Raw genomic sequence first — 19,478 nt, 5'->3', positions numbered from 1 at the left:
AGAGTGTACCATATCGTGACCTTTCACCCTAATGCGCCTCGGCCCAGTTGGCGCCCTGACCGGCATCGACGATCAGCGGCACGTCGAGATGCACCGCCGGGTGGGCGGCGGATTGCATGACGTTGCGGGCGGCGGCGATGGTGTCGTCTACGGCGGCATCCTCGACCTCGAACACCAGTTCGTCATGCACCTGCAAGAGCATCCTGGCGGGCAGGTGGGCGATGGCATCGGGCATGCGGATCATGGCGCGGCGGATGACATCGGCGGCGGTGCCCTGAATGGGCGCGTTGATCGCGGCGCGATAGGCAAAGCTGGCCTTGGGGCCGCTGGCGTTGATTTCCGGCGTATGGATACGGCGCCCGAACAGGGTTTGCACAAACCCGTGTTCCTTGGCGAAGGCCTTGGTGTGGTCCATATAGGCGCGAATGCCGGGGAAGCGTTCGAAATAGCGGTTGATGAAATCCTGCGCCTCGCCGCGCGGGATGCGCAGGTTGCGCGCGAGGCCAAAGCCCGAGATGCCGTAGATCACGCCGAAATTGATCGCCTTGGCGCGGCGGCGGATCTCGGGCGTCATCTGATCCATGGGCACGCCGAACACCTCGGACGCGGTCATGGCGTGGATGTCCTGCCCGTCGCGGAACGCCTCTTTGAGGGCGGTGATATCGGCGATATGGGCAAGGATGCGCAGCTCGATCTGGGAATAATCGAGCGATACCAGCGTCTTGCCCGGCTCGGCGATGAACGCTTCGCGGATGCGGCGGCCCTCTTCGGTGCGCACCGGGATGTTTTGCAGGTTGGGATCGGTCGAGGCGAGGCGGCCGGTATTGGCGCCGGTCTGCACATAAGACGTGTGCACGCGGCCGGTTTCGGCGTTGATGTGATCCTGCAAGGCATCCGTGTAGGTGGATTTCAGCTTGGACAACTGGCGCCAGTCCAGCACGCGGGCGGGCAGGTCATGTTCGGTGGCGAGGTCTTCGAGGATGTCGGCACCGGTGGAGTATTTGCCGGTCTTGCCGCGTTTACCGCCCTCCAGCCCCATCTTGTCGAACAGGATCTCGCCCAGCTGGGCGGGGCTGCCGACGTTGAAGTTTTCACCGGCAAGTGCGTGGATCTCGGCTTCGAGACCGGCCATTTTCTGGGCAAAGGCGTTGGACATGCGCGAAAGCGTGTCGCGATCCACCTTGATGCCGTGCATTTCCATCTGCGCCAGCACCGGTACCAGCGGGCGTTCGAGCGTTTCGTAGACGGTTGTCACCTGCCGGCGGTGCAGTTGCGGCTTGAATTTCTGCCAGAGCCGCAGGGTGATGTCGGCATCCTCGGCGGCGTATTTCACGGCGTCTTCGATGGGCACCTTGTCAAAGGTGATGGCGGATTTGCCGGTGCCAAGGAGCGATTTGATCGGGATCGGATTGTGATCGAGATAGCGTTCGGCGAGCGCGTCCATGCCGTGACCGTGTTCACCGGCAAAAAGCGCGTAAGAGAGCAGCATCGTATCGTCGATGGGGGCAACGGCGATGCCGTGGCGGGCGAGGATCTTGCAGTCGTACTTGGCGTTCTGGAAGATTTTCAGAATGGCGGGGTTTTCCAGAACCGGCCGCAGCATGTCGAGCACGTCGTTCAGCGGCATCTGGCCGTCCTGCATCTCGTCCCCGCCGAACAGATCGCCGCTGGCGCCTTTCTTGTGGCCGACGGGAATGTAGCAGGCCGCGCCCGGTTCGACGCTGAGACAGATGCCGGCCAGTTCGGCCACCATTTCATCAAGCGACGTTGTTTCGGTATCCACCGCGACATAGCCGCGATGGGTGATCCGGTTGATCCAGGCCTGAAGCGCGCCCGTATCGCGCACGCATTCATAGGCGTCGGGATCGATCGGGGGGGCCTCATCGGCCGTGCCGGCCTCTTCGGCGGCGATCGCGGGTTCGGGGATGGCGGGCGCCGCGACACCGAGGCGATCGGCCATGCGTTTGGACAGGGTGCGGAATTCCATTTCGGCAAGGAACCCCAGAAGCGTTTCATTGTCAGGCTCGCGCACTTCGAGATCGTCGAGCGTGAAATCGAGCGTCATGCCGCAATCCAGCTGCACCAGCCGTTTGGACATCTCGATCTGGTCGCGTTTTTCCAGAAGGGTCTGGCGGCGTTTGGGTTGCCTGATCTCTTCGGCGCGGTCCAGAAGCGTGTCCAGGTCGCCGTATTCGTTGATCAGCAGCGCGGCTGTCTTGATGCCGATACCGGGCGCGCCGGGCACGTTGTCGACGCTGTCTCCGGCCAGGGCCTGGACATCCACCACGCGTTCGGGCGGGACGCCGAATTTCTCGATCACGCCATCGCGGTCGATGCGTTTGTTCTTCATCGCGTCCAGCATTTCGACACCGTCGCCAACCAGTTGCATCAGATCCTTGTCCGAGGAAATGATCGTGACCCGGCCGCCGGCGTCGCGCGCCTGGCAAGCCAGGGTGGCAATGATGTCGTCGGCCTCGAACCCTTCGATTTCCTTGCAGGCGATGTTGAAGGCCTGGGTGGCCTGGCGGGTGAGCGGGAATTGCGGCACCAGGTCTTCGGGCGCGGGGGGGCGGTTGGCCTTGTACTGATCATAAAGATCGTTGCGGAAGGATTTGCCGGAATAGTCGAAGATCACCGCCACATGGGTGGGTGCGTCGGGGCCCTTGTTGTCCTCGACCTGTTTGAACAGCATGTTGCAGAACCCGGCGACGGCGCCGATGGGCAGGCCGTCGGATTTGCGGGTGAGCGGGGGCAGCGCGTGATAGGCGCGAAAGATGAAGGCCGATCCGTCGATCAGATGCAGGTGACACCCTTTGCCGAAACTCATATGCGCGCTCCCTGGTTTTTGGTCACAGCCGTTGTGCCACGGCGGGCGCGGCGGTGCCAGTGGAGAAAGCGGGGTGTCAGAGGTGGCGGCGGGACAGGGCGCGGAACCAGTCGGCCACCGCCAGCACCAGCGCGGTGGCGGTGAGGATGGCCAGCAGCGTGGCGCCCGGAGTGGACCATGACGCGCTGCCGGACAGCATGTCGCGCAGCAGCATGAGCAGGGACAGGGAGATGGCCAGCGCCAGCAGGCGGTTGCGCAGGGTGGTGAAATCCGGGCTGCCCTGGCCTTCGGCCGGTTCGGTTTCGGGGCGCAGGCCGGGGATGAAGACCTGATAGCCGGTATGCAGGATCATCAGTACACCATGCGCCGCGAGCAGCACGATCGCGAGGCCCAGTATGGCCGGGATCAGTTCGGGGGCCGTCATTTGGAACCAGCCTGGCAGGCCGCGCAGGAAATCGCGCACGAACTGGATCAGCAGGATGACCAGCATAAGCCCCAGACCCAGATACATCGGCGCCAGAAGCCAGCGCGTGGCCGAGATGCCGTGCTGTGCCGATTTTTCGAACTCGCCGCTCATGCTTGCCCTCCCATGGCCTTGCCGCGCCCATGATTGCGCGCGCGGCGGCGCGTGAGAAGATGCGGCCGTACCCGAAAGTTGCTTTCTTTCCCGCCCCTAGATCAGGGCGCGCGCGGCAAGGTTGCGCATCAGATGGCTGATGCCGAAGGTCCATGGCGGACATTGGGTGGACAGGGCCACGGTGTTGGTCAGCGCGCCAAGGCCGGGCGCGGAGATCGTGACCACGTCGCCCAGTTTGTGGGTAAAGCCTTCGCCGGGCACGTCGCGGTCCTGGGTGGGGGCAAAGAGCGTGCCAAGGAACAGCATCAGACCGTCGGGATATTGGTGATGGCGGCCGATGGTCTGCGATACGAGATCGGCGGGATCGCGGCTGATCTGGTTCATCGAGGATTTGCCTGTGAGGGTGAACCCGTCGGTGCCGGTGACGGTGAGGTCGATCTCGGCCTGGCGCACGTCATCCAGCGAGAAGCTGTCATCGAACAGGCGCAGCATCGGGCCGATGGCGCAGGACGCGTTGTTGTCCTTGGCCTTGGAGAGCAGCAATGCGGACCGGCCTTCGACATCGCGCAGGTTCACGTCATTGCCCAGCGTGGCGCCGACGATACGCGCGTCGGAGGTGACGGCGAGCACGATTTCCGGTTCGGGGTTGTTCCAGGTGGACATGGGATGCAGGCCGATCAGGGCCTGCGGGCCGACCGAGGAGAGCGGCTGGGCCTTGGAGAACACCTCGGCATCGGGGCCGATCCCGACCTCGAGATATTGCGACCACAGACCTTCCTTGATCAGGGCCTGCTTGACGGCTTCGGCCTCGGGAGAGCCGGCACGGATGTTTTTCAGGCTGTCGCCGATCAGCGCGCCGATACGGGCGCGGATCGCTTCGGCGGCTTGGGGATCACCGGCGGCGCGCTCTTCGATCACGCGTTCGACCATGGATCGGGCAAAGGTGACGCCGCAGGCCTTGACGGCCTGAAGATCGCAGGGGGCGAGGAAATGGCAGGTGCCGGCATCGCCCACGGGCGCGGCGCACAGAGCGCTCAGCGCGCCGAGATCGCTGCCCGGCGCGGCGCGGGTATAGGCCACGGGATCGTCCATTTCGAGAATGTCGCGCAGGGTGGGGGCTGTGCGTGCGGTGATGTCGATCACCTGGCCGTTGCGCAGCGTGACCACAGCGGGGCCTCCGGCCTGCGGGTTCCAGACGCGCCCCAGAAAGGTGCCGGCCTGGTCGGTGTTGTTGAGAAAATTGGTCATGAAACCTGTCCGATTTGAGTTTGTCGGATCATGCGCGGCGAGACCGGCGATTGCAAAGAGCAAAACACCTCATATTGCCTCAAAAAAGAGAGTTTCGGATAAGTTCCCCGGATTTGGGTGCCCTAGGGTGAGGGAGCAGCGCCGATCCGGCGCGGTTGTGACAATCCGGGAAGGAGAAGGCGGTGACGTTTTTGGGAACATGTGCCGTGGTAACGGGTGGCGCTCAGGGCATTGGTCTGGCCGTTGTGGATGCGTTTCTGGCCAAGGGTGCGCGGGTGGCGATCTGGGATCACAATGCGCGGGTGGCGCAGAGGGCCGTGGACGAGGAACCCGCACGGGCCGGGGTCGTGGTGGTGGAATGTGACATCACCGACTGGGATGCGGTGCTGGCGGCGGCGCGCCGGACGCGGGAGGCGTTCGGGCATATCGACAGCGTGGTGAACAGCGCGGGCATCGCCGGGCCGAATGCGCCGGTGGAAGACTATGACAATGACGCCTGGCGGCAGATCGTCGATATCAACCTGACCGGCACCTATCACGTGAACAAGGCGGTGATTGCGGGCATGAAGGAGCGCAACTATGGCCGGATCGTCAACATCGCCAGCATTGCGGGCAAGGAAGGCAATCCCAATGCCTGTGCCTATTCGGCATCGAAGGCGGGGGTGATCGGGTTCACCAAGTCACTGGGCAAGGAACTGGCCGACTATGACATTTCGGTCAATTGTGTGACGCCGGCGGCGGCGCGAACGCCGATATTCGACCAGATGAGCCAGGAGCATATTGACTATATGCTGTCCAAGATCCCGCGGGGCCGGTTCCTGGAAACCGCCGAGGCGGCGGCGATGATCGTGTGGCTGGCGGGGCCGGAGAATTCCTTTGCCACCGGCGCGGTGTTCGATCTGTCGGGCGGGCGGGCGACCTATTGAGGCGGGAGGGGGCCAGCCCCCTCTTGGCCTGCGGCCAATTCACCCCCGGGATATTTGGGGCCAAAAGAAGCCGGAGGGGACGCGTCCGGGGAGGCCCCGTTTATCCGATGGCGGCGATCACGGCATCGACATTGGTGACATCGGCAACGTTCTGCATGGCGTAGTTGATCGAGGCGTTGTGCCAGTCGGCGTTCATGGTGGCGCAGGCGTCTTCGGGCAGGATGACGCGAAAGCCCTTGTCGGCGGCGGTGCGCGCGGTGTGTTCGACGCTCATGTTGGTCCAGGCGCCGGTATTGATGATCGTGTCCACGCCATGGGTGGCGAGCACGGTTTCCAGTTTGGACGAGGCCCAGGCGGACATGGTCATTTTTTCAATGACGATGTCGCCGGTTTGCGGCTCCAGCCCGGATACGGGTGCGGCGCCCCAGGTGCCGCGCACCAGGGCGTTGGCCTGGACCGCGCCGCGGAACAGCCCGCAATTGTCGGGCATCCCGGGATGGCCCGGTTCGCAGACGAACCAGACATGCAGCACCGGAATGCCGGCGGCGCGGCAGGCCTCGGCGAGGCGGCGGGAATTGGCCACAACGTTCTGATCCCGGGCGTGATCGGGCGCGCCGCTGTCGGCAAAGGCGCCGCCGTCGATGATCACGTCATTCTGCATGTCCTGAATGATCAGGGCGGTGCGGCGCGGATCGATCCGGCCTTCGGGAAGGGGCGCGGCTGCGCCGCCGGACCGCATGAAGGGTTCTTCGCGCCCCTGCGTGCGGGTCTTGACGGAATAGAGCCCGGTGGTGGCGCACATGAAGAGCGTGTCCCAGCGATCGCCGCCCCAATGCAGGTTGGCGACCATTTGCGGTACTTCGATTTCGCCCAGCTTGAGCCCCTCGAAGGAATAGACCCAGACGCCCCCGGGGGCGGTGACATAGACATTGCCGTTCCTGTCGGCCTTCATGCCGTCGGGCACGCCGGGGCGGAAGGCGTCCTTGATGCCGCTGGCAAAGATGCGTGGATTGGTCAGGCGGCCATCCCCGGCGATGTCGAACATGCGGATATTGGCCTGTTCGGTATCGTTGACCCACATCCAGCGTTCGCAGGGAGAAAAGCACAGGCCGTTGGGCTGGGTGAACATGTAGCGGTCGCAGACCAGTATGGCCTCGTCGCCGGGACGGTGCCCCGGGGGGAGCATGTAGACGCCCTGGAACCCCTGCTGAAGCGGGCGTTCGACGCCAAAGCCCGGCATACGGCCATAGGTGGGATCGGTGAAGTAGATCGCGCCGTTGCGCCCGACGCAGATGTCGTTGGGCGAGTTCAGTTCCTTGCCGTCGAAATGGCTGGCCAGCACGTCGCGCGTGCCATCGGGGCGGAACCGGGCGACCGAGCTGGTGGCGTGTTCGCAGACCAGCAGGTTGAGATCGGCATCATAGGTCATGCCGTTGCCCTTGTTGGAGGGGCGCATCACCTCTGTCACCTGGCCGTCCGGTGTCCAGCGGCGGCGCACATCGGCGGGCATGTCGGAGAACAGGAGATGGTTTTCGGTCGGATGCCAGAGCGGGCCTTCGGTGAAGGTGAAGCCGGAGCCAAGCTGGGCCACGGGCGCGTTGATATCGATCAGGGAGGCGAAACGGGAATCTGTCGCTTTGTGGGGCATCGTCCTGTCCTTGTTGGAGGGCGCTTGGGTCAGACCGGGAACCACTGCCGCGCGGGCAGGGTTTCGCTCATCGGGCCGGGCACGGACATGCCGAGGCGGCCCACCACCTGCTGGTTCTCGATCCGGGCGGGTTTGTCATGCACCGGCAGCAGGAAGGTATAGTTGTTCAGCAGGCGTTTGATGGCGGCCTTTTCCGCGCGTTTGGAGCCGGAGTGATTGCCGGTGACCTGCGGTTCCATGAAGTTGTTCACGCGCACCTGATTCACGATCTGGTCGTTGAAATCATAGATCACGTCGCCACAGATGCAGGCCAGCCCTTCGGCGGTTTCCACGATCACGTTCATGGAGCCTTCGGTATGGGCGCCGGCGGCCTCGCACCAGACGCCGGGGATGATTTCCTCGGCCTGGGTGATTTCCAGATCCAGAAACCGCATGGCGCCGTCTTCGTAGATGCGATCCACAAGGTGCTTGATGTCGGGCTTGGGATATTGCGGGTACATGATGCCCGAGACCGAGAATTCCATCTCGCGCCGGTTCAGCACGACGGTGGTGTTCATCGGAAAGAGATCGTCCTTGCCGGCGTGGTCGATATGCAGGTGGGTGTGCAGGATATAGCGGATATCGCCCGGTTTCAGCCCGTGCCTGGCCAGTTGGTTCTCGATCATGTTGTCGTGGAATTGCAGGCCGCGCATCCCCAGCGTTTCCATGATCGCGTTGTCGCGATAGCCGGTATCGACCACCACCGGGTATTCGCCGCCCAGAATGAGGAAGCCATAGACCGGCACGCGGCGCACGCGGCCGCATTCATGGCCCAGAACGAGGAACGAGGTTTCCAGCTCGATATCGCCGTAATCAAGCACGTGGATTGTCAAAGCCATCTTGTTATCTCCCTGAAGTCGTTTCTTGAAGGTGGTAGACGCGGGCGGCGGTGTCGTGAAAGATCGCCTGTTGCGCCTTCTTGCCGAGTTTGGATGCGCCTTGCCGGAAGGCGTTGAACAGGTCCGGGTAGCTGGTCCAGAGTTTCTCGATCGGAAAGTTGGAGCCGAACATGCAGCGGTCGGCGCCAAAGATGTTTTCGGTTTCGGTGATCATCTGCCGGATGAACGTGGAGTCGTTGCGGTGGATGAAGGTGCCGAAGGCCGAGAGTTTGGTGGTGACGTTGCCGCATTCCGCCAGGCGCCGCATTCCGTCGCGCCATTGTGTCCAGCCGGTTTCGGATGTGTCTTCGAGCATCCCGGCATGTTGCAGGATGAAGGTGACATCGGGGCAGGCGCGCGCAAGGGCGGCGGCGTCCCGCATCTGGGACGGGAAGACCTGAAGGTCAAAGCACCAGCCGTAATCGGCAAGGCGCGCGATGTTTTTGCGAACCAAAGGATCGGCGGGCAGGTCGGGGCGGGCGGCGAAACGATAAAGCGGATTTTCGTGCCAGTGGAATTGCTGGCGGATACCGCGCATCAGGGCGTGGGGTTTCAGTTTCTCAAGCTGGGGGCGCACGTCATCGGCGGTGAAATCGGCATAGCCGACAATGGCGTGGGGCCAGCCGTGCCGGTCGGCGACGGATTGCACCCAGGCAACCTCGTCGGCGGCCCAGTTGGGCGCCCAGTTGGCCTGGACATAGACGGATCCGGTGATGCCGGTGCCCTTGATGTCGGACAGGTATTCGCCGATCTCGTAGTCGCGCTTGATCGCGGCATAGGGGCCGAAGATGCGGGGCTGTTCGGGGCCAAGCAGCCAGGGCAGATCCTTTTGCCGCCAGATATGGTGATGGGCGTCGATCATGCGGCCCTCGCGAGGTTCAGGACATGGGCTGTGATGGATGACAGGCGGCTGCCGTCGGACAGGCTGTCGAGCCATGGCAGGACGGCGTTCAGCGCCTCGGTGCGCGGCGTGTAGGCGGCATCCGCAGCCAGCGGCGTGAGCCAGTCGAGCCGCCAGGCCAGGCGCGAGAGGCGCTGGACGGCGTGGATCATCGCGTCGGGAGTGCCGCGTTCCAACCCGTCCGACAGCACCACCACAGCCGCGCCGCGGGCGAATCCGGCAAAGCGCGGCACGCTCAGGAAGGCATCGAGCGCGTCGCCGATCCGGGTGCCGCCGTCGAAATCGGCCACCAGTGCGCCGACGCGGGCCAGGGCCTCGTCGGGTTGGGATATGCGCAGGGCCGGGGTGATGCGGGTGAGGCGGGTGCCAAGGGTGAAAGCCTCGATCCGGTCGGCGGACTGTGCCAGCGCGTGGGCAAAGCGCATGGTGGTATCGGTGCGTTCCTGCATGGAGCCGGAAACATCGACAAGCAGCACGATCCGGCGCTGGCGGGTCTTGCGGCGGGTTCGGGGCAGGGTGAAGACCTCGCCGTCGCGGCGCACGGCCTCGCGCAATGTCTGGCGCATGTTCAGCCGGTCGCCATGGCGCGCGGGCGCGCGGCGGTAAGAGCGGCGGCGGGGCAGGCGGGCGGGGGCGTCGCGGCGCAGCGCGCGCAGGGTGGCGTCTTCATCGGCTTCGGCGAACTGGCGATGCGAAAGGCGTTCGGCGGTGACGGCCTCGCCGCCCGCCTCGGTTTCATCCTCGTCGGCCTCGATCAGCTGCTGGCCGCCGTCGGGTTCGTGCACTTCGACCGCGTCGTCGTCTTCGCCCCCGGCGGGGGCGGTGACGGTGCGGCCAAGGAAATAGGCGTTGAACAGTGCGTCGAATTCCGCCCGGCGGTCGTGAGGGATGGCGAGCATGGCGAGACCGGCGGCATGGATATCGGCCATGTCGCGGGGACCAAGCAGGCCGATCGCCTCGATAAAGCCCATGGTCTGGTCCGGCGCGATGGCAAAGCCGTGGCCGCGCAGGATCGCCGGGAATTCGACAAAGGGATATGCCGCCCGCGGAAGGGTCATGCCGCCATGCCCGGAATGACATGTCCCAGATTGGGGTGCATGTAGGTCAGATCGTCGTGATCCTTGAGCGCTACGCCGATAGAGCGCAGGAAAGCATCGGGCCACGGGTTGCCCTGATCGTGCAAAAGGGTTGCGGCCTCGGCCCATTCGATGGATTCGGCCACGCCGGGGGGCTTGGCCAGCGGTTCGGCGCGCAGGCGGCCCACGGCGGCGACCACGGCATCGGCAGTGCCTTGCGCCACCGAGGAGGCGCGGGCCATGACGATCTGGGACTCAAGCGAGGGATCGGGGTAGTCGATCCAGTGATAGACGCAGCGGCGGCGCAGCGCCTCGTGCAGGTCGCGGGTGCGGTTGGAGGTGAGCACCACGACCGGGGGCTGCGCGGCGCGCACGGTGCCGGTTTCGGGAATTGAGATGGTGAAATCCGAGAGGAATTCGAGGAGGAACGCTTCGAACTCGTGGTCGGAGCGGTCGATTTCGTCGATCAGCAGGAGCGTATCGGAGGGGTTGCGCAGGGCACCCAGAAGGGGGCGTTCGAGCAGGAACTGGTCGCCGTAGATATTGATGTAGCTGTCGCCCGCCTGCCGGATCGCGAGCATCTGGCGGGGGTAGTTCCATTCATAGATGGCTGCCGCGGCGTCGATGCCCTCGAAACATTGCAGGCGGCTGATCTGGCGGGAAAGGACCGCGCCTATGGCCTTGGCGGCTTCGGTCTTGCCCACGCCCGGCGCGCCTTCGAGCAGGAGGGGTTTGCCCAAGGCCAGCGCGAGATAGGCGGCGGTGGCCAGCCCGTCATCGGCGAGATACTGCGCGCCTTGCAGGGCCTTTTGCAGGTCGGAGGGGCTGGAGATGCCGGATATGGTGGAGCGGACGGGCATGTCAGGTTACGCAGTGGATTGACGGCAGGTTCGCGCCCGGCCCCGAGGGTGGGCGCTTTGCAGCTTGCCACGACATCGGAAAAATCGCCTGACGGTGCGGGATGTGAAGACGGTGGCACAATTCGCGCCCGCCCTGGGGGGCGGGGCCGGGCGCGAACCGGATCGCGCGCGATCCGGGGGCCATTATTCGAGAGCGGTGTATCGGGAGAAGAGGTATCATTATCAAAACTTCCCCTGAGGCCGCGCGCCGCCATTGGCCTTGATCCCGCGCAGGATTTTTTCCGGGGTGATCGGCAGGCTGTCGCAGCGCACGCCCACGGCGTTGTAGACCGCGTTGGCAACGGCAGGGATGACCGGGTTGGCGCACATTTCGCCCGGGCCTTTGCCGCCATAGGGGCCGTCTTCGGCGGGACGTTCCAGGATGGCGATGTGATGATCGGCCACCTGTCCGGGGCCCGGTTGCAGGTATTCGACAAAATCGCCGGGCATGTGATCGCGCGCCGGATAATAGGGTTCGGTGGTTTCATACAGCGCGTGGCTGACCCCCATCCACGCGCCGCCGATCAGTTGCTGTTCCACCAGCCTGGCGTTGAGCGCGCGGCCCACTTCGTAAGCGGAGTTGATCTGCTGGACGGAGACCTCGCCGGTTTCGTCGTCGACGGTCAGGTCCACCACAAGCGCGGCGTGGGCGAAGGTGGTGACGGGGGACATTTCGCCGGTGTCGGCATTGGCCTCGGAGGGCGGGATCAGGAAAATACCGCGGCCGGCAAGCGTGCGGCCCTGGTTGAACTGGGCGGCGACGGCGGTGTCCTCGACCGTGATGGACCGCGAGGGCGCGCCCTTGACGTGGATATTGCCCTTGCCGTCGGTTTCCAGATCGGCGGCGTTGACCTCCAGTTCTTCGGCGGCGGCCTCCAGCATGGCGCGGCGCGCCTCGGTGGCGGCGCGGATCACGGCGTTGCCCATGCGGTGGGTGCCGCGGCTGGCAAAGCTGCCCATGTCATGCGGGCCGGTGTCGCTGTCGGCGGTGTCGACATAGACATCCGCGATGGGCACGCCCAGTGCCTCGGCGGCGATCTGGCGGGTGACGGATTTCATGCCCTGGCCAAGGTCGATGGCGCTGAGCGTGACCTTGAACTTGCCGTCGGGGGTGGAATGCACCAGCGCCTGCGAGGGGTCGCCACCCAGGTTCATGCCGATGGGGTAATTGATACAGGCGAAGCCGCGCCCGGTGTGAAGGGCCATGTCACCGCCTCCTTGTGCCGGAAATGAAGCGCGAGACGCCGGGGCGTTTCACGCCGCGCTGGAAGGGTTTTTCGGGTTTGTAAGGCTGCTGCGGCTGGGCCGGGGCGCCGGGTTCGGCAAAGGCCGAGGGCGCGGGTTGTTGCGGGGGTGGCGCCGCAGAGGGAGCCGGGATGGGCGGCGGGGCGCTTGCCGTCGGCGCGGGTGCCGGAGCCGGGACCGGAGCCGGGATCGGGGCGCCGGATTGCGGCGCGGGTGTGGGCGGGGCAGGTTGGCCGACTGCCTGCGACACGGCGTGGCCGACGCGGGTGGGGTCGATCTGCATGTCGGGGTCCTGTACCTCGGCGGCGACGACGGCCTCGCCTCTGGTGCCTGCGGGAACGCTGCCGCGCTGGGTGGCACCGCCGTAGGGTTCTGGCGGGATCTCGCGATTGCGGCGGTCGCCGATGCGGCCCATGTCGTCAATCGCGGTTTCCGGCACCTCGGCGCGCCAGCCGATGCCGCCGCCCTCCTTGGAGGAGGCCGCCATCGCTTCGGGCGAGAGGGTGATCCCGGCCTTTTGCGCGGCCACCTGGCAGCATTCGATCAGGGCACAGTTCTTGGCCACCCGGCGATGCGCCTTCATGTCGCCGTCGCGATAGGCGTTCAGGATGCGCAGTTCGATCGGGTTCATGCCGACGGTCTCGGCGACCTTGTCCATATGGCATTCGATGGCGAAATCGACGCCGGTGATGCCAAAGCCGCGCATGGCGGTGGCGGGCGTTCGGTTGGTGTAGACGCAGTAGACGTTGGAGGATACGTTGGGAATCGTGTAGGGACCCGGCAGGTGGCCGGTGCCCTTGATGATCGCGTAAGAGGAGAGGCGTGTGTAGGCGCCCGAGTCAAAGAAGCCGGTAAATTCACGCGCCACGATGCGCCCGTCGTTCATCACGCCGTCGCGGATGCGCCAGCGTTCGGCTCCGCGCGGGGCGCCGACGCGGAATTCCTCGGTCCGGTCCCACATGTATTTCACAGGGCGCCCGGTGAGCATGGCGCCCAGAACGGCGAGCGGCTCGTGGTGGCTGTCGACCTTGCCGCCAAAGCCGCCGCCGACGGTGCCGCCGATGAAATGCAGCTGCGACGAGGGCATGTCGAGCAGTTTCGCGGTGACACCGATGGAAAAGAAAAGCGCCTGCGTGGAGGTGTGGCACACATAGCGCCCGTTCTGTTCGGGCGCGGCGATGGCGCCGCAGGTTTCGACCGGGGCCTGTTCGATGGGCGACATCTGGTATGTGCCCTCGACAATGTGATCGGCCTGCGCCAGCGCGGCTTGGGTGTCCCCAAAGCGCAGTTTCTGGTGATCGTAGAGATCGTGATAATCGAAGGAGTTGTTGGGGTATTCGGCATTCACGGTCGGCGCGCCGGGTTTCAGCGCCTCTTCGACATCCAGCACATGTGGCAGTTCCTCATACTCCACCCGCACGGCGGCGACGGCATCTCGGGCCTGGCGTTCCGTATCGGCGACGACCGCGAGGATCGGCTCGCCCTTGTAGGTGACACGGCCCGCGCTCAGGAGCTGTTCGTCGTCGCGCCCGAAATTGATCAGCGCCAGCAGCGTGTTGATATTGTGGGGCACGTCCGAGGGCCGGATGATGCGGCGAATGCCGGGCATCCGTTCGGCTGCGGATGTATCGACATGGCGGATATTGGCGTGGTGATGGGGCGAGCGCACGCAGCGCATGTGCAACAGCCCGTCAAACAGGTGGTCATCATAGAATTTCGACCGGCCCGTGACATGCCCGATTATGTCCTGGCGGATGGTCGGCTTGCCGATCTCGTTGAGATTGTCGTCACGTTCGTCGGCAAACAGATCCTTGCGGAATTCGACGCTGCTCATGCGGCCCCCCTGCCGCGCAGTTCGGCGGCGGCTGTCAGTATGGCGTTGATGATCGGTTCGTACCCCGTGCAGCGGCACAGATTGCCGGAGATGGCCTCGGCCACCTGTTCGCGGGTCGGGTTCGGTGTGGTGTCCAGCAGCGCCTTGGCGGCCATGATCATGCCGGGGCTGCAAAAGCCGCATTGCGCGGCAAAGCCTTCGGCAAAGGCCTTTTGCAGCGGGTGTAACCGCGCGCCGGTTTCAAGGCTGGCCACGGTGTCGATGCGCCGACCCTCGGCGGTTTCGGCCAGGGTCAGGCAGGCGAGGTGCAACTCGCCGTCGATCATGACCGAGCAGGCGCCGCAGCCGCCCTGGGCGCAGCCCTGTTTCGGGGTCAGGTCGCCCGCCTCGCGGCGCAGCACGTCCAGCAGGTTGGCGCCGCTGTTGGCAAACACGCCGGTTTCGGCGCCATTGAGGGTGAAGCGGATCGGGGTCTTGGGCATATCAGGTCTCCTCGCCCAGAAGCAGGCGGCGCAGGTGGACCGGGGCAACCGCGCGGCGGTACCAGGCCGAGGCCAGCGCGTCATCCTGCGGATCAAGGCCATTCAGGCAGGTATCGAGCGCGCGCTGGATGCCGGCGGGGTCGAGCGCGGCGCCGTCCAGCGCGGCCTCGGCCTCTTTGGCGCGCAGAGGTGTCGGGCCCATGGCGCCAAAGGCAAGACGAGCGCCGCTGATGCGGGTGCCGCCTGGCAGATGCGCGGCAATGCACAGAAGCGACGCGCCCTTGGGCCGGGTGCGGGTGATCTTGGCAAAGCGGAACGCGCCCGATGCCGGACGGGGCACGGTGACGGCGGCGACCAGCCCGCGCGAACCGGCGCGATGGGCATAGAAGGTTTCGATCGCGAGCGACTGGCCATCGGCCATCTGTACCGTGGCATCCAGCGCCAGCAGCGCCGTGCCGAAATCGCCATAGGGCGCGCGCGCGAACAGATTGCCGCCCACGGTTGCCATGTTGCGCACCGCCGGGCCGCCCACGGCGCGCGCCACGGGGGCCAGGAAATCGGTGCTGGCGGTCTGCATGATCTGCGCCATGGTCACGCCCGCGCCGATATGCAGGCCCGTGCCGTCGGAGCGGATGTCGCGCAGGGCGGCATCGGTGCTGCGCACCACGCGGTCATAGGTCTGGGCGCCGAAATTCAGGCCGCGCACCACCATGGTGCCGCCGCCCAGAAACCGGGTGCCGTCGCGCATGGCCGAGGCGGCCTCGCGCAGGGTGGGGTAGGTTTCGACGGTGATGCTCATGCGGCCTCCAGTCCCATATGGGTGCGGATCGCGTCGAATCCGGCGGAATAGATGTTGTCGCCGACCATGGTGGCGAGTTCCTCTTGCCGTCCGGCGGGGGTGTCAAAGCGGCTGTGCCATTCCCAGACGGTCAGGTCGCCGTCGGTGACGGGAAACAGGCGGCAATGGGCGACGTAGTTGAAAAGCGGAATGGGGGTATCCAGCAGGCAGTAGGTAAAGCTTTGCTCGATATCCGACAGGGTGAGCAGCTGTTCGCGCAGCTCCGAGCCGTCTTCGAGTTTGAAGCGGCGGATGCAGCCGACCATATCAGAAGGGTTGCCCCGTTCGATCAGGCTGGTGGCCACGGCAGGGTGCCATTGATCGTGCCCGTTGAAATCGCGGATGACCTCCCAGACGGCCTCGACCGGGGCATTCATCACGGTGGAGCGGATCACCTTGACCATTCTCAGCCCCCGAAATGCCGTTTGAGGGCATCAAAGCCGACCTGGAAGACATCCGCGCCGATGCCGCTGACAAGATCGTCCTCGGCGGCGGGGTCGCATTCGAACTCGGCGGACCATTCGGCAAAGCACCGGTCGCCATCGGTGATCGGGGTCAGCCGCAACGTGGCGATGTAATCCGTCAGCGGCATCGGGCTTTCGAGGATCGAGTAGGTGCAGAACATGTCATAATCGGACAGGCCCAGAAGCTGTTCGCGGATCGTGTCGCCGTTTTGCAGGTTGAAGTTGCGGATGCAGCCGACCTTGTCAGAGGGAAGGGCGTCTTCGATCCGGCTGTCGCGGATCTTGGGATGCCAGCGGGGCAGGGCGTTGAAATCGCGCACCCTTTCCCAGACACGACCGGCGCCGGCGCCGATCACGGTGGACGTATAGACACGGGCCATCTACTTTTTCTCCCCGTCCTTGGGGGCGTCTTCGCCCTTGAGGCGCTTGGCCTCGTTACCGGCACGGGCCAGATCCTGGGCATCACGCAGCACCGAGGATTTGGCAAGGTTGGCGCCATCGATGCCGATATCGGCCAGCAGGCTGTCGATCATCGGCGCCTGAACGCGGTAGCGCAGCGCCGAGTTGATCACCTCGTCCGTGGGGCTGCCGCCGTCGCCGGAACCCCCGCCGCCGCCCGGGCCACCGCGGCCATTGCCCATGCCAAGCCCGGCGGCGCCGTTGCCGCCCAGCTGCATGATCTTGATCTCGTCGATCTTTTCCAGCGGCTTGACCGACGCGGCGACGATGCCTTCGACATGTTCCAGCATCTTGCGCTTGAACAGGCTGTGGCGGGCCTCGTCCGTAAGCACGTTCTCGGCCTCGTTGATGAGCTTTTGGGCCTCGGCCTCGACAGCGGCACGGACCTTTTCGGCCTCGGCGGCGATGCGTTTCTCCTCGGCCAGTTTTTCGGCCAGGACCACGTCCACCGACTTGCGGCGGGCCGCTTCTTCGGTCTCGCGGGTGGTGGCAACCTTTTCGGCGGCCTCCACGGCGCGGGCGCGGGCAATGTCGGCCTCGGCGGCGGCGGCGCTTTCCTCAAGCGATTTCTGATACAGCGCGATCGCCTTTTCCATGGTCGCCTCCTCGACCAGTTTCTCGCGCTGGATCTCCAGCTTGCGACGTTCGGTCTGGTGGCCGATACGGGCGTCGTCCAGCCCGCGTTCGGAAGCGATCCTTGCGCGTTCGACATCCTCCTGGCTGGCGATCTCGGCCTCGCGCAGCGCCTGGACGCGGGCGATTTCGAGCTGTTCGAGCACCTTCTTGCGCTCCAGTTTCCTGGCGTCGAGTTCCTGTTCGGCAAGGATCTTTTCGGCATCGACCGTTTTTGCCTTGCTCACGCGGGCGGCCTCGATCGCCTCGTCCGCGGCGATCTGGGCGGCATCAAGGGCGCGGTTGCGGGCGATCTCGCGTTCGCGCATGTCCTGTTCATAGGCGATGCGGTCGGCGGCGAGCTTCTTCTCCTTGGCGATGCGCGCGGCCTCTGTGGCCTCGGCGCGGGCGATTTCGGCCGCTTCGAGCGCCGTGGCCTTGGCCACGTCGCGTTCGCGCGTGCGCTCCTCGCTTTCGATGCGTTTGACGGTGAGTTTGGCCTCTTTGGCGATGCGCGCGGCGTCAACCGCCTCGGCAGAGGCGACCTCGGCCTCTTGCACGGCCTGATTGCGGGCAATCTCCAGTTCGCGGGTTTCCTTTTCGTAGGTGATACGGTCCGCGGTGGTGGCCTTTTCCTGTGCGATGCGCCGGGCCTCGGTCGCTTCCTTGGCGGCGATCTGCGCGGCATCCAGCGCGGCGACCTTGGCGACCTCGCGCTCCTGGGTGGCCTCGGCGGCGGAGATGCGATCAAACGCAAGCTGCCGGTCCTGTGCGATGCGGGCCTTTTCGACGGCTTCGCGGGCGGCGATCTCGGCCTCGTCCACGGCCTGGTTGCGGGCGATTTCCAGCGCCCGGATGCGTTCTTCCTGGGCGATACGGGTCCGCGAGGTTTCCTCGGCGGCGGCGATCTGGGCCTCGTCGAGAATCCGCTGGCGTTCGATCTCGCGCGAGCGGGTGTCCTGATCGGCGGCGATGCGTTCGGCGCTCAGCGCCTTTTCGCGGGCGATGCGCGCGGCCTCGGTGGCCTGCTGGCTGGCGATTTCGGCCTCTTCCAGAACTTTCTGGCGCTCGATTTCCAGCGACCGGGTTTCGCGATCCGAGGCAATGCGTTCGGCATTCACCGTCTTTTCCTGCGCGATACGCAGTTTTTCTGCGGCTTCGCGGCTGGCGATCTCGGCCTCCTGCACGGCGAGGTTGCGGGCAATCTCGCGTTCCTTGGTGGATTGTTCGAGCGCGATCCGGTCCTGGGTGATCACCTTTTCCTGCGCGATACGGGCGCGTTCGACGACCTCGCGGGCGGAGATGTCGGCCTCGTCCACGATGCGCTGGCGTTCGATGTCCTGGCTTTGGGTTTCACGGTCCTTGGCGATGCGGGCTTCGGTAATGGCCCTTTCCTGTGCGATGCGCGCCTTTTCGATGGCTTCCTTGGCGGCGATCTCGGCGGCGTCGGTTTCCTTTCGGGTCTTGATGCGCTCGGATGTAAGGGTCTTTTCCTGGCTGATGCGCGCCTTTTCGATCGCTTCATGGGTGGCGATCTCGGCCTCGTCCACCACCTTCTGGCGCTCGATTTCCTGCTGGCGGATGTCGCGTTCCGAGGCGATGCGGGCCTCGGCGATCTGGTGTTCGTTGGCGATACGCGCGGTTTCGATGGCCTCGCGCGACGAGAGCGTGGCCTGTTCGGCCTCCTTCTCGCGCTCCGAACGTTCGCGGGCAAGTTCGGCGCGCTGCTGGGCGCGGCGGAATTCGACATCGCGTTCCTGTTCCAGCCGGGCCTCTTCGCTTTCGCGTTCGATGTTGAGCGCCTGTTTCTCGGCTTCGAGATTGCGGGCGCGGATGCGGATCATCGTGTCCTGCTCGATGTCATTGCGCAGCTTGCGGCGCTCTTCGATCGATTCGATGACACGGGTCAGGCCGACGGCGTCAAACGTGTTGGACGGGTTGAAATATTCGATATCGGTCTGGTCGATATCGGTGACGGCAACGCTTTCCAGTTCCAGCCCGTTCTTGTTCAGCCCTTCCTGCGCGGCCTCCAGAACGCGGGCAACATAGGCGTTCCGGTTTTCGTGCAGTTCCTCCATCGTCATTTCGCTGGCCACGGTGCGCAGGGCGCTGACGAATTTGCCTTCGAGCAGGGTGTGCAGGCGTTCCGGTTCCAGCGCGCGCCGGCCCAGGGTGGCGGCGGCGAGGCTGACGGACGCTTTGGTCTGGGCAACACGCACGTAGAATTCGGCGTCCACGTCAACGCGCATGCGATCCTTGGTGATCAGCGCTTCGTCGCGTTCGCGGGTTACGCCCAGCTGCATCGAGTTCATGTTGACCGGGGTGATGTCGTGGATGATCGGCCACACGAAGGCGCCGCCGTCGATCACCACCTTTTCCCCAAGGAACCCGGTGCGCACGAAGGCGACCTCCTTGGTGGAGCGGCGATAGAGCCAGTGCATCACCCAGTAGAGGATGAAGATTACGATCACGGCGGCGATCAGCCACAGGATCAGTTGTCCGATGAGTTGCCCTGTCATCTGTCT

16 protein-coding genes are annotated in these 19,478 nt (G+C 65.1%); 1 reads left to right on the top strand and 15 read right to left on the bottom strand.

The window, feature by feature from the left end; translation table 11 throughout:
• Positions 1 to 28 precede the first annotated feature (28 nt).
• The 3 genes from polA to I3253_RS13190 all read right to left on the bottom strand — a co-directional run bounded on the left by polA (position 29) and on the right by I3253_RS13190 (position 4,652).
• A complete protein-coding gene (gene polA, locus I3253_RS13200) occupies positions 29 to 2,827 on the bottom strand; it encodes a DNA polymerase I (RefSeq protein WP_197918235.1) in 2,799 nt (932 codons plus the stop codon).
• Positions 2,828 to 2,903: 76 nt separating this feature from the next.
• On the bottom strand, positions 2,904 to 3,404 hold the full coding sequence (locus tag I3253_RS13195) for a YqhA family protein (RefSeq protein ID WP_197918233.1): 501 nt from the start codon (positions 3,402 to 3,404) through the stop codon (positions 2,904 to 2,906).
• A 96-nt stretch (positions 3,405 to 3,500) separates the two neighbouring features.
• Positions 3,501 to 4,652, bottom strand: coding sequence for a fumarylacetoacetate hydrolase family protein (locus tag I3253_RS13190; RefSeq protein WP_197918231.1), 1,152 nt, complete (start codon positions 4,650 to 4,652; stop codon positions 3,501 to 3,503).
• A gap of 182 nt (positions 4,653 to 4,834) precedes the next feature.
• On the opposite strand from I3253_RS13190, the gene I3253_RS13185 reads away from it, so the two are divergent.
• The gene (locus tag I3253_RS13185) at positions 4,835 to 5,578 is read left to right on the top strand and encodes an SDR family NAD(P)-dependent oxidoreductase (protein WP_197918229.1); all 744 of its coding nucleotides are present in this window, start codon (positions 4,835 to 4,837) and stop codon (positions 5,576 to 5,578) included.
• Positions 5,579 to 5,678: 100 nt separating this feature from the next.
• Here I3253_RS13185 and I3253_RS13180 read toward each other — a convergent pair whose 3' ends face one another.
• The 12 genes from I3253_RS13180 to I3253_RS13125 form a co-directional block, all read right to left on the bottom strand.
• Positions 5,679 to 7,226, bottom strand: a complete 1,548-nt coding sequence (locus tag I3253_RS13180) for an isochorismatase family protein (RefSeq protein WP_197918227.1) — start codon at positions 7,224 to 7,226, stop codon at positions 5,679 to 5,681.
• 29 nt (positions 7,227 to 7,255) lie between these two features.
• The gene (locus I3253_RS13175; RefSeq protein WP_197918224.1) at positions 7,256 to 8,104 is read right to left on the bottom strand and encodes an N-acyl homoserine lactonase family protein; all 849 of its coding nucleotides are present in this window, start codon (positions 8,102 to 8,104) and stop codon (positions 7,256 to 7,258) included.
• Positions 8,105 to 8,108: 4 nt separating this feature from the next.
• Positions 8,109 to 9,005: an amidohydrolase family protein gene (locus tag I3253_RS13170; RefSeq protein ID WP_197918222.1), complete on the bottom strand. Its 897-nt coding sequence runs from the start codon at positions 9,003 to 9,005 to the stop codon at positions 8,109 to 8,111.
• The gene (locus I3253_RS13165; RefSeq protein WP_197918220.1) at positions 9,002 to 10,102 is read right to left on the bottom strand and encodes a vWA domain-containing protein; all 1,101 of its coding nucleotides are present in this window, start codon (positions 10,100 to 10,102) and stop codon (positions 9,002 to 9,004) included. Before I3253_RS13165 ends, I3253_RS13170 begins: the two co-directional genes overlap by 4 nt.
• Positions 10,099 to 10,980 (bottom strand): AAA family ATPase, encoded by an 882-nt coding sequence (locus I3253_RS13160; RefSeq protein ID WP_197918218.1) that lies wholly within the window; start codon positions 10,978 to 10,980, stop codon positions 10,099 to 10,101. The genes I3253_RS13165 and I3253_RS13160 overlap by 4 nt, the downstream gene beginning before the upstream one ends.
• 222 nt (positions 10,981 to 11,202) lie before the next feature.
• Entirely contained in the window at positions 11,203 to 12,225 is a 1,023-nt protein-coding gene (locus tag I3253_RS13155; protein WP_197918216.1) for a xanthine dehydrogenase family protein molybdopterin-binding subunit, read from the bottom strand.
• 1 nt (position 12,226) lies between these two features.
• The gene (locus I3253_RS13150) at positions 12,227 to 14,098 is read right to left on the bottom strand and encodes a xanthine dehydrogenase family protein molybdopterin-binding subunit (protein WP_197918215.1); all 1,872 of its coding nucleotides are present in this window, start codon (positions 14,096 to 14,098) and stop codon (positions 12,227 to 12,229) included.
• Complete coding sequence (locus I3253_RS13145) at positions 14,095 to 14,580, bottom strand: (2Fe-2S)-binding protein (protein WP_197918214.1); 486 nt, start codon at positions 14,578 to 14,580, stop codon at positions 14,095 to 14,097. The genes I3253_RS13150 and I3253_RS13145 overlap by 4 nt, the downstream gene beginning before the upstream one ends.
• A gap of 1 nt (position 14,581) precedes the next feature.
• Positions 14,582 to 15,379, bottom strand: coding sequence for an FAD binding domain-containing protein (locus I3253_RS13140; protein WP_197918213.1), 798 nt, complete (start codon positions 15,377 to 15,379; stop codon positions 14,582 to 14,584).
• A complete protein-coding gene (locus I3253_RS13135) occupies positions 15,376 to 15,822 on the bottom strand; it encodes an SRPBCC family protein (RefSeq protein ID WP_197918212.1) in 447 nt (148 codons plus the stop codon). The genes I3253_RS13140 and I3253_RS13135 overlap by 4 nt, the downstream gene beginning before the upstream one ends.
• A gap of 2 nt (positions 15,823 to 15,824) precedes the next feature.
• Positions 15,825 to 16,262, bottom strand: coding sequence for an SRPBCC family protein (locus tag I3253_RS13130; RefSeq protein ID WP_197918211.1), 438 nt, complete (start codon positions 16,260 to 16,262; stop codon positions 15,825 to 15,827).
• Positions 16,263 to 19,472: a flotillin family protein gene (locus I3253_RS13125; protein ID WP_197918210.1), complete on the bottom strand. Its 3,210-nt coding sequence runs from the start codon at positions 19,470 to 19,472 to the stop codon at positions 16,263 to 16,265. It lies immediately after the preceding gene.
• Positions 19,473 to 19,478: the final 6 nt, after the last annotated feature.

Origin of the sequence: Thiosulfatihalobacter marinus (genome assembly GCF_016019955.1) — a bacterium.
Lineage (GTDB): Bacteria > Pseudomonadota > Alphaproteobacteria > Rhodobacterales > Rhodobacteraceae > Shimia > Shimia marinus_A.
Note: the sequence above shows the minus strand (reverse complement) of the source record. Positions and strands in the feature narration are given on the sequence as shown.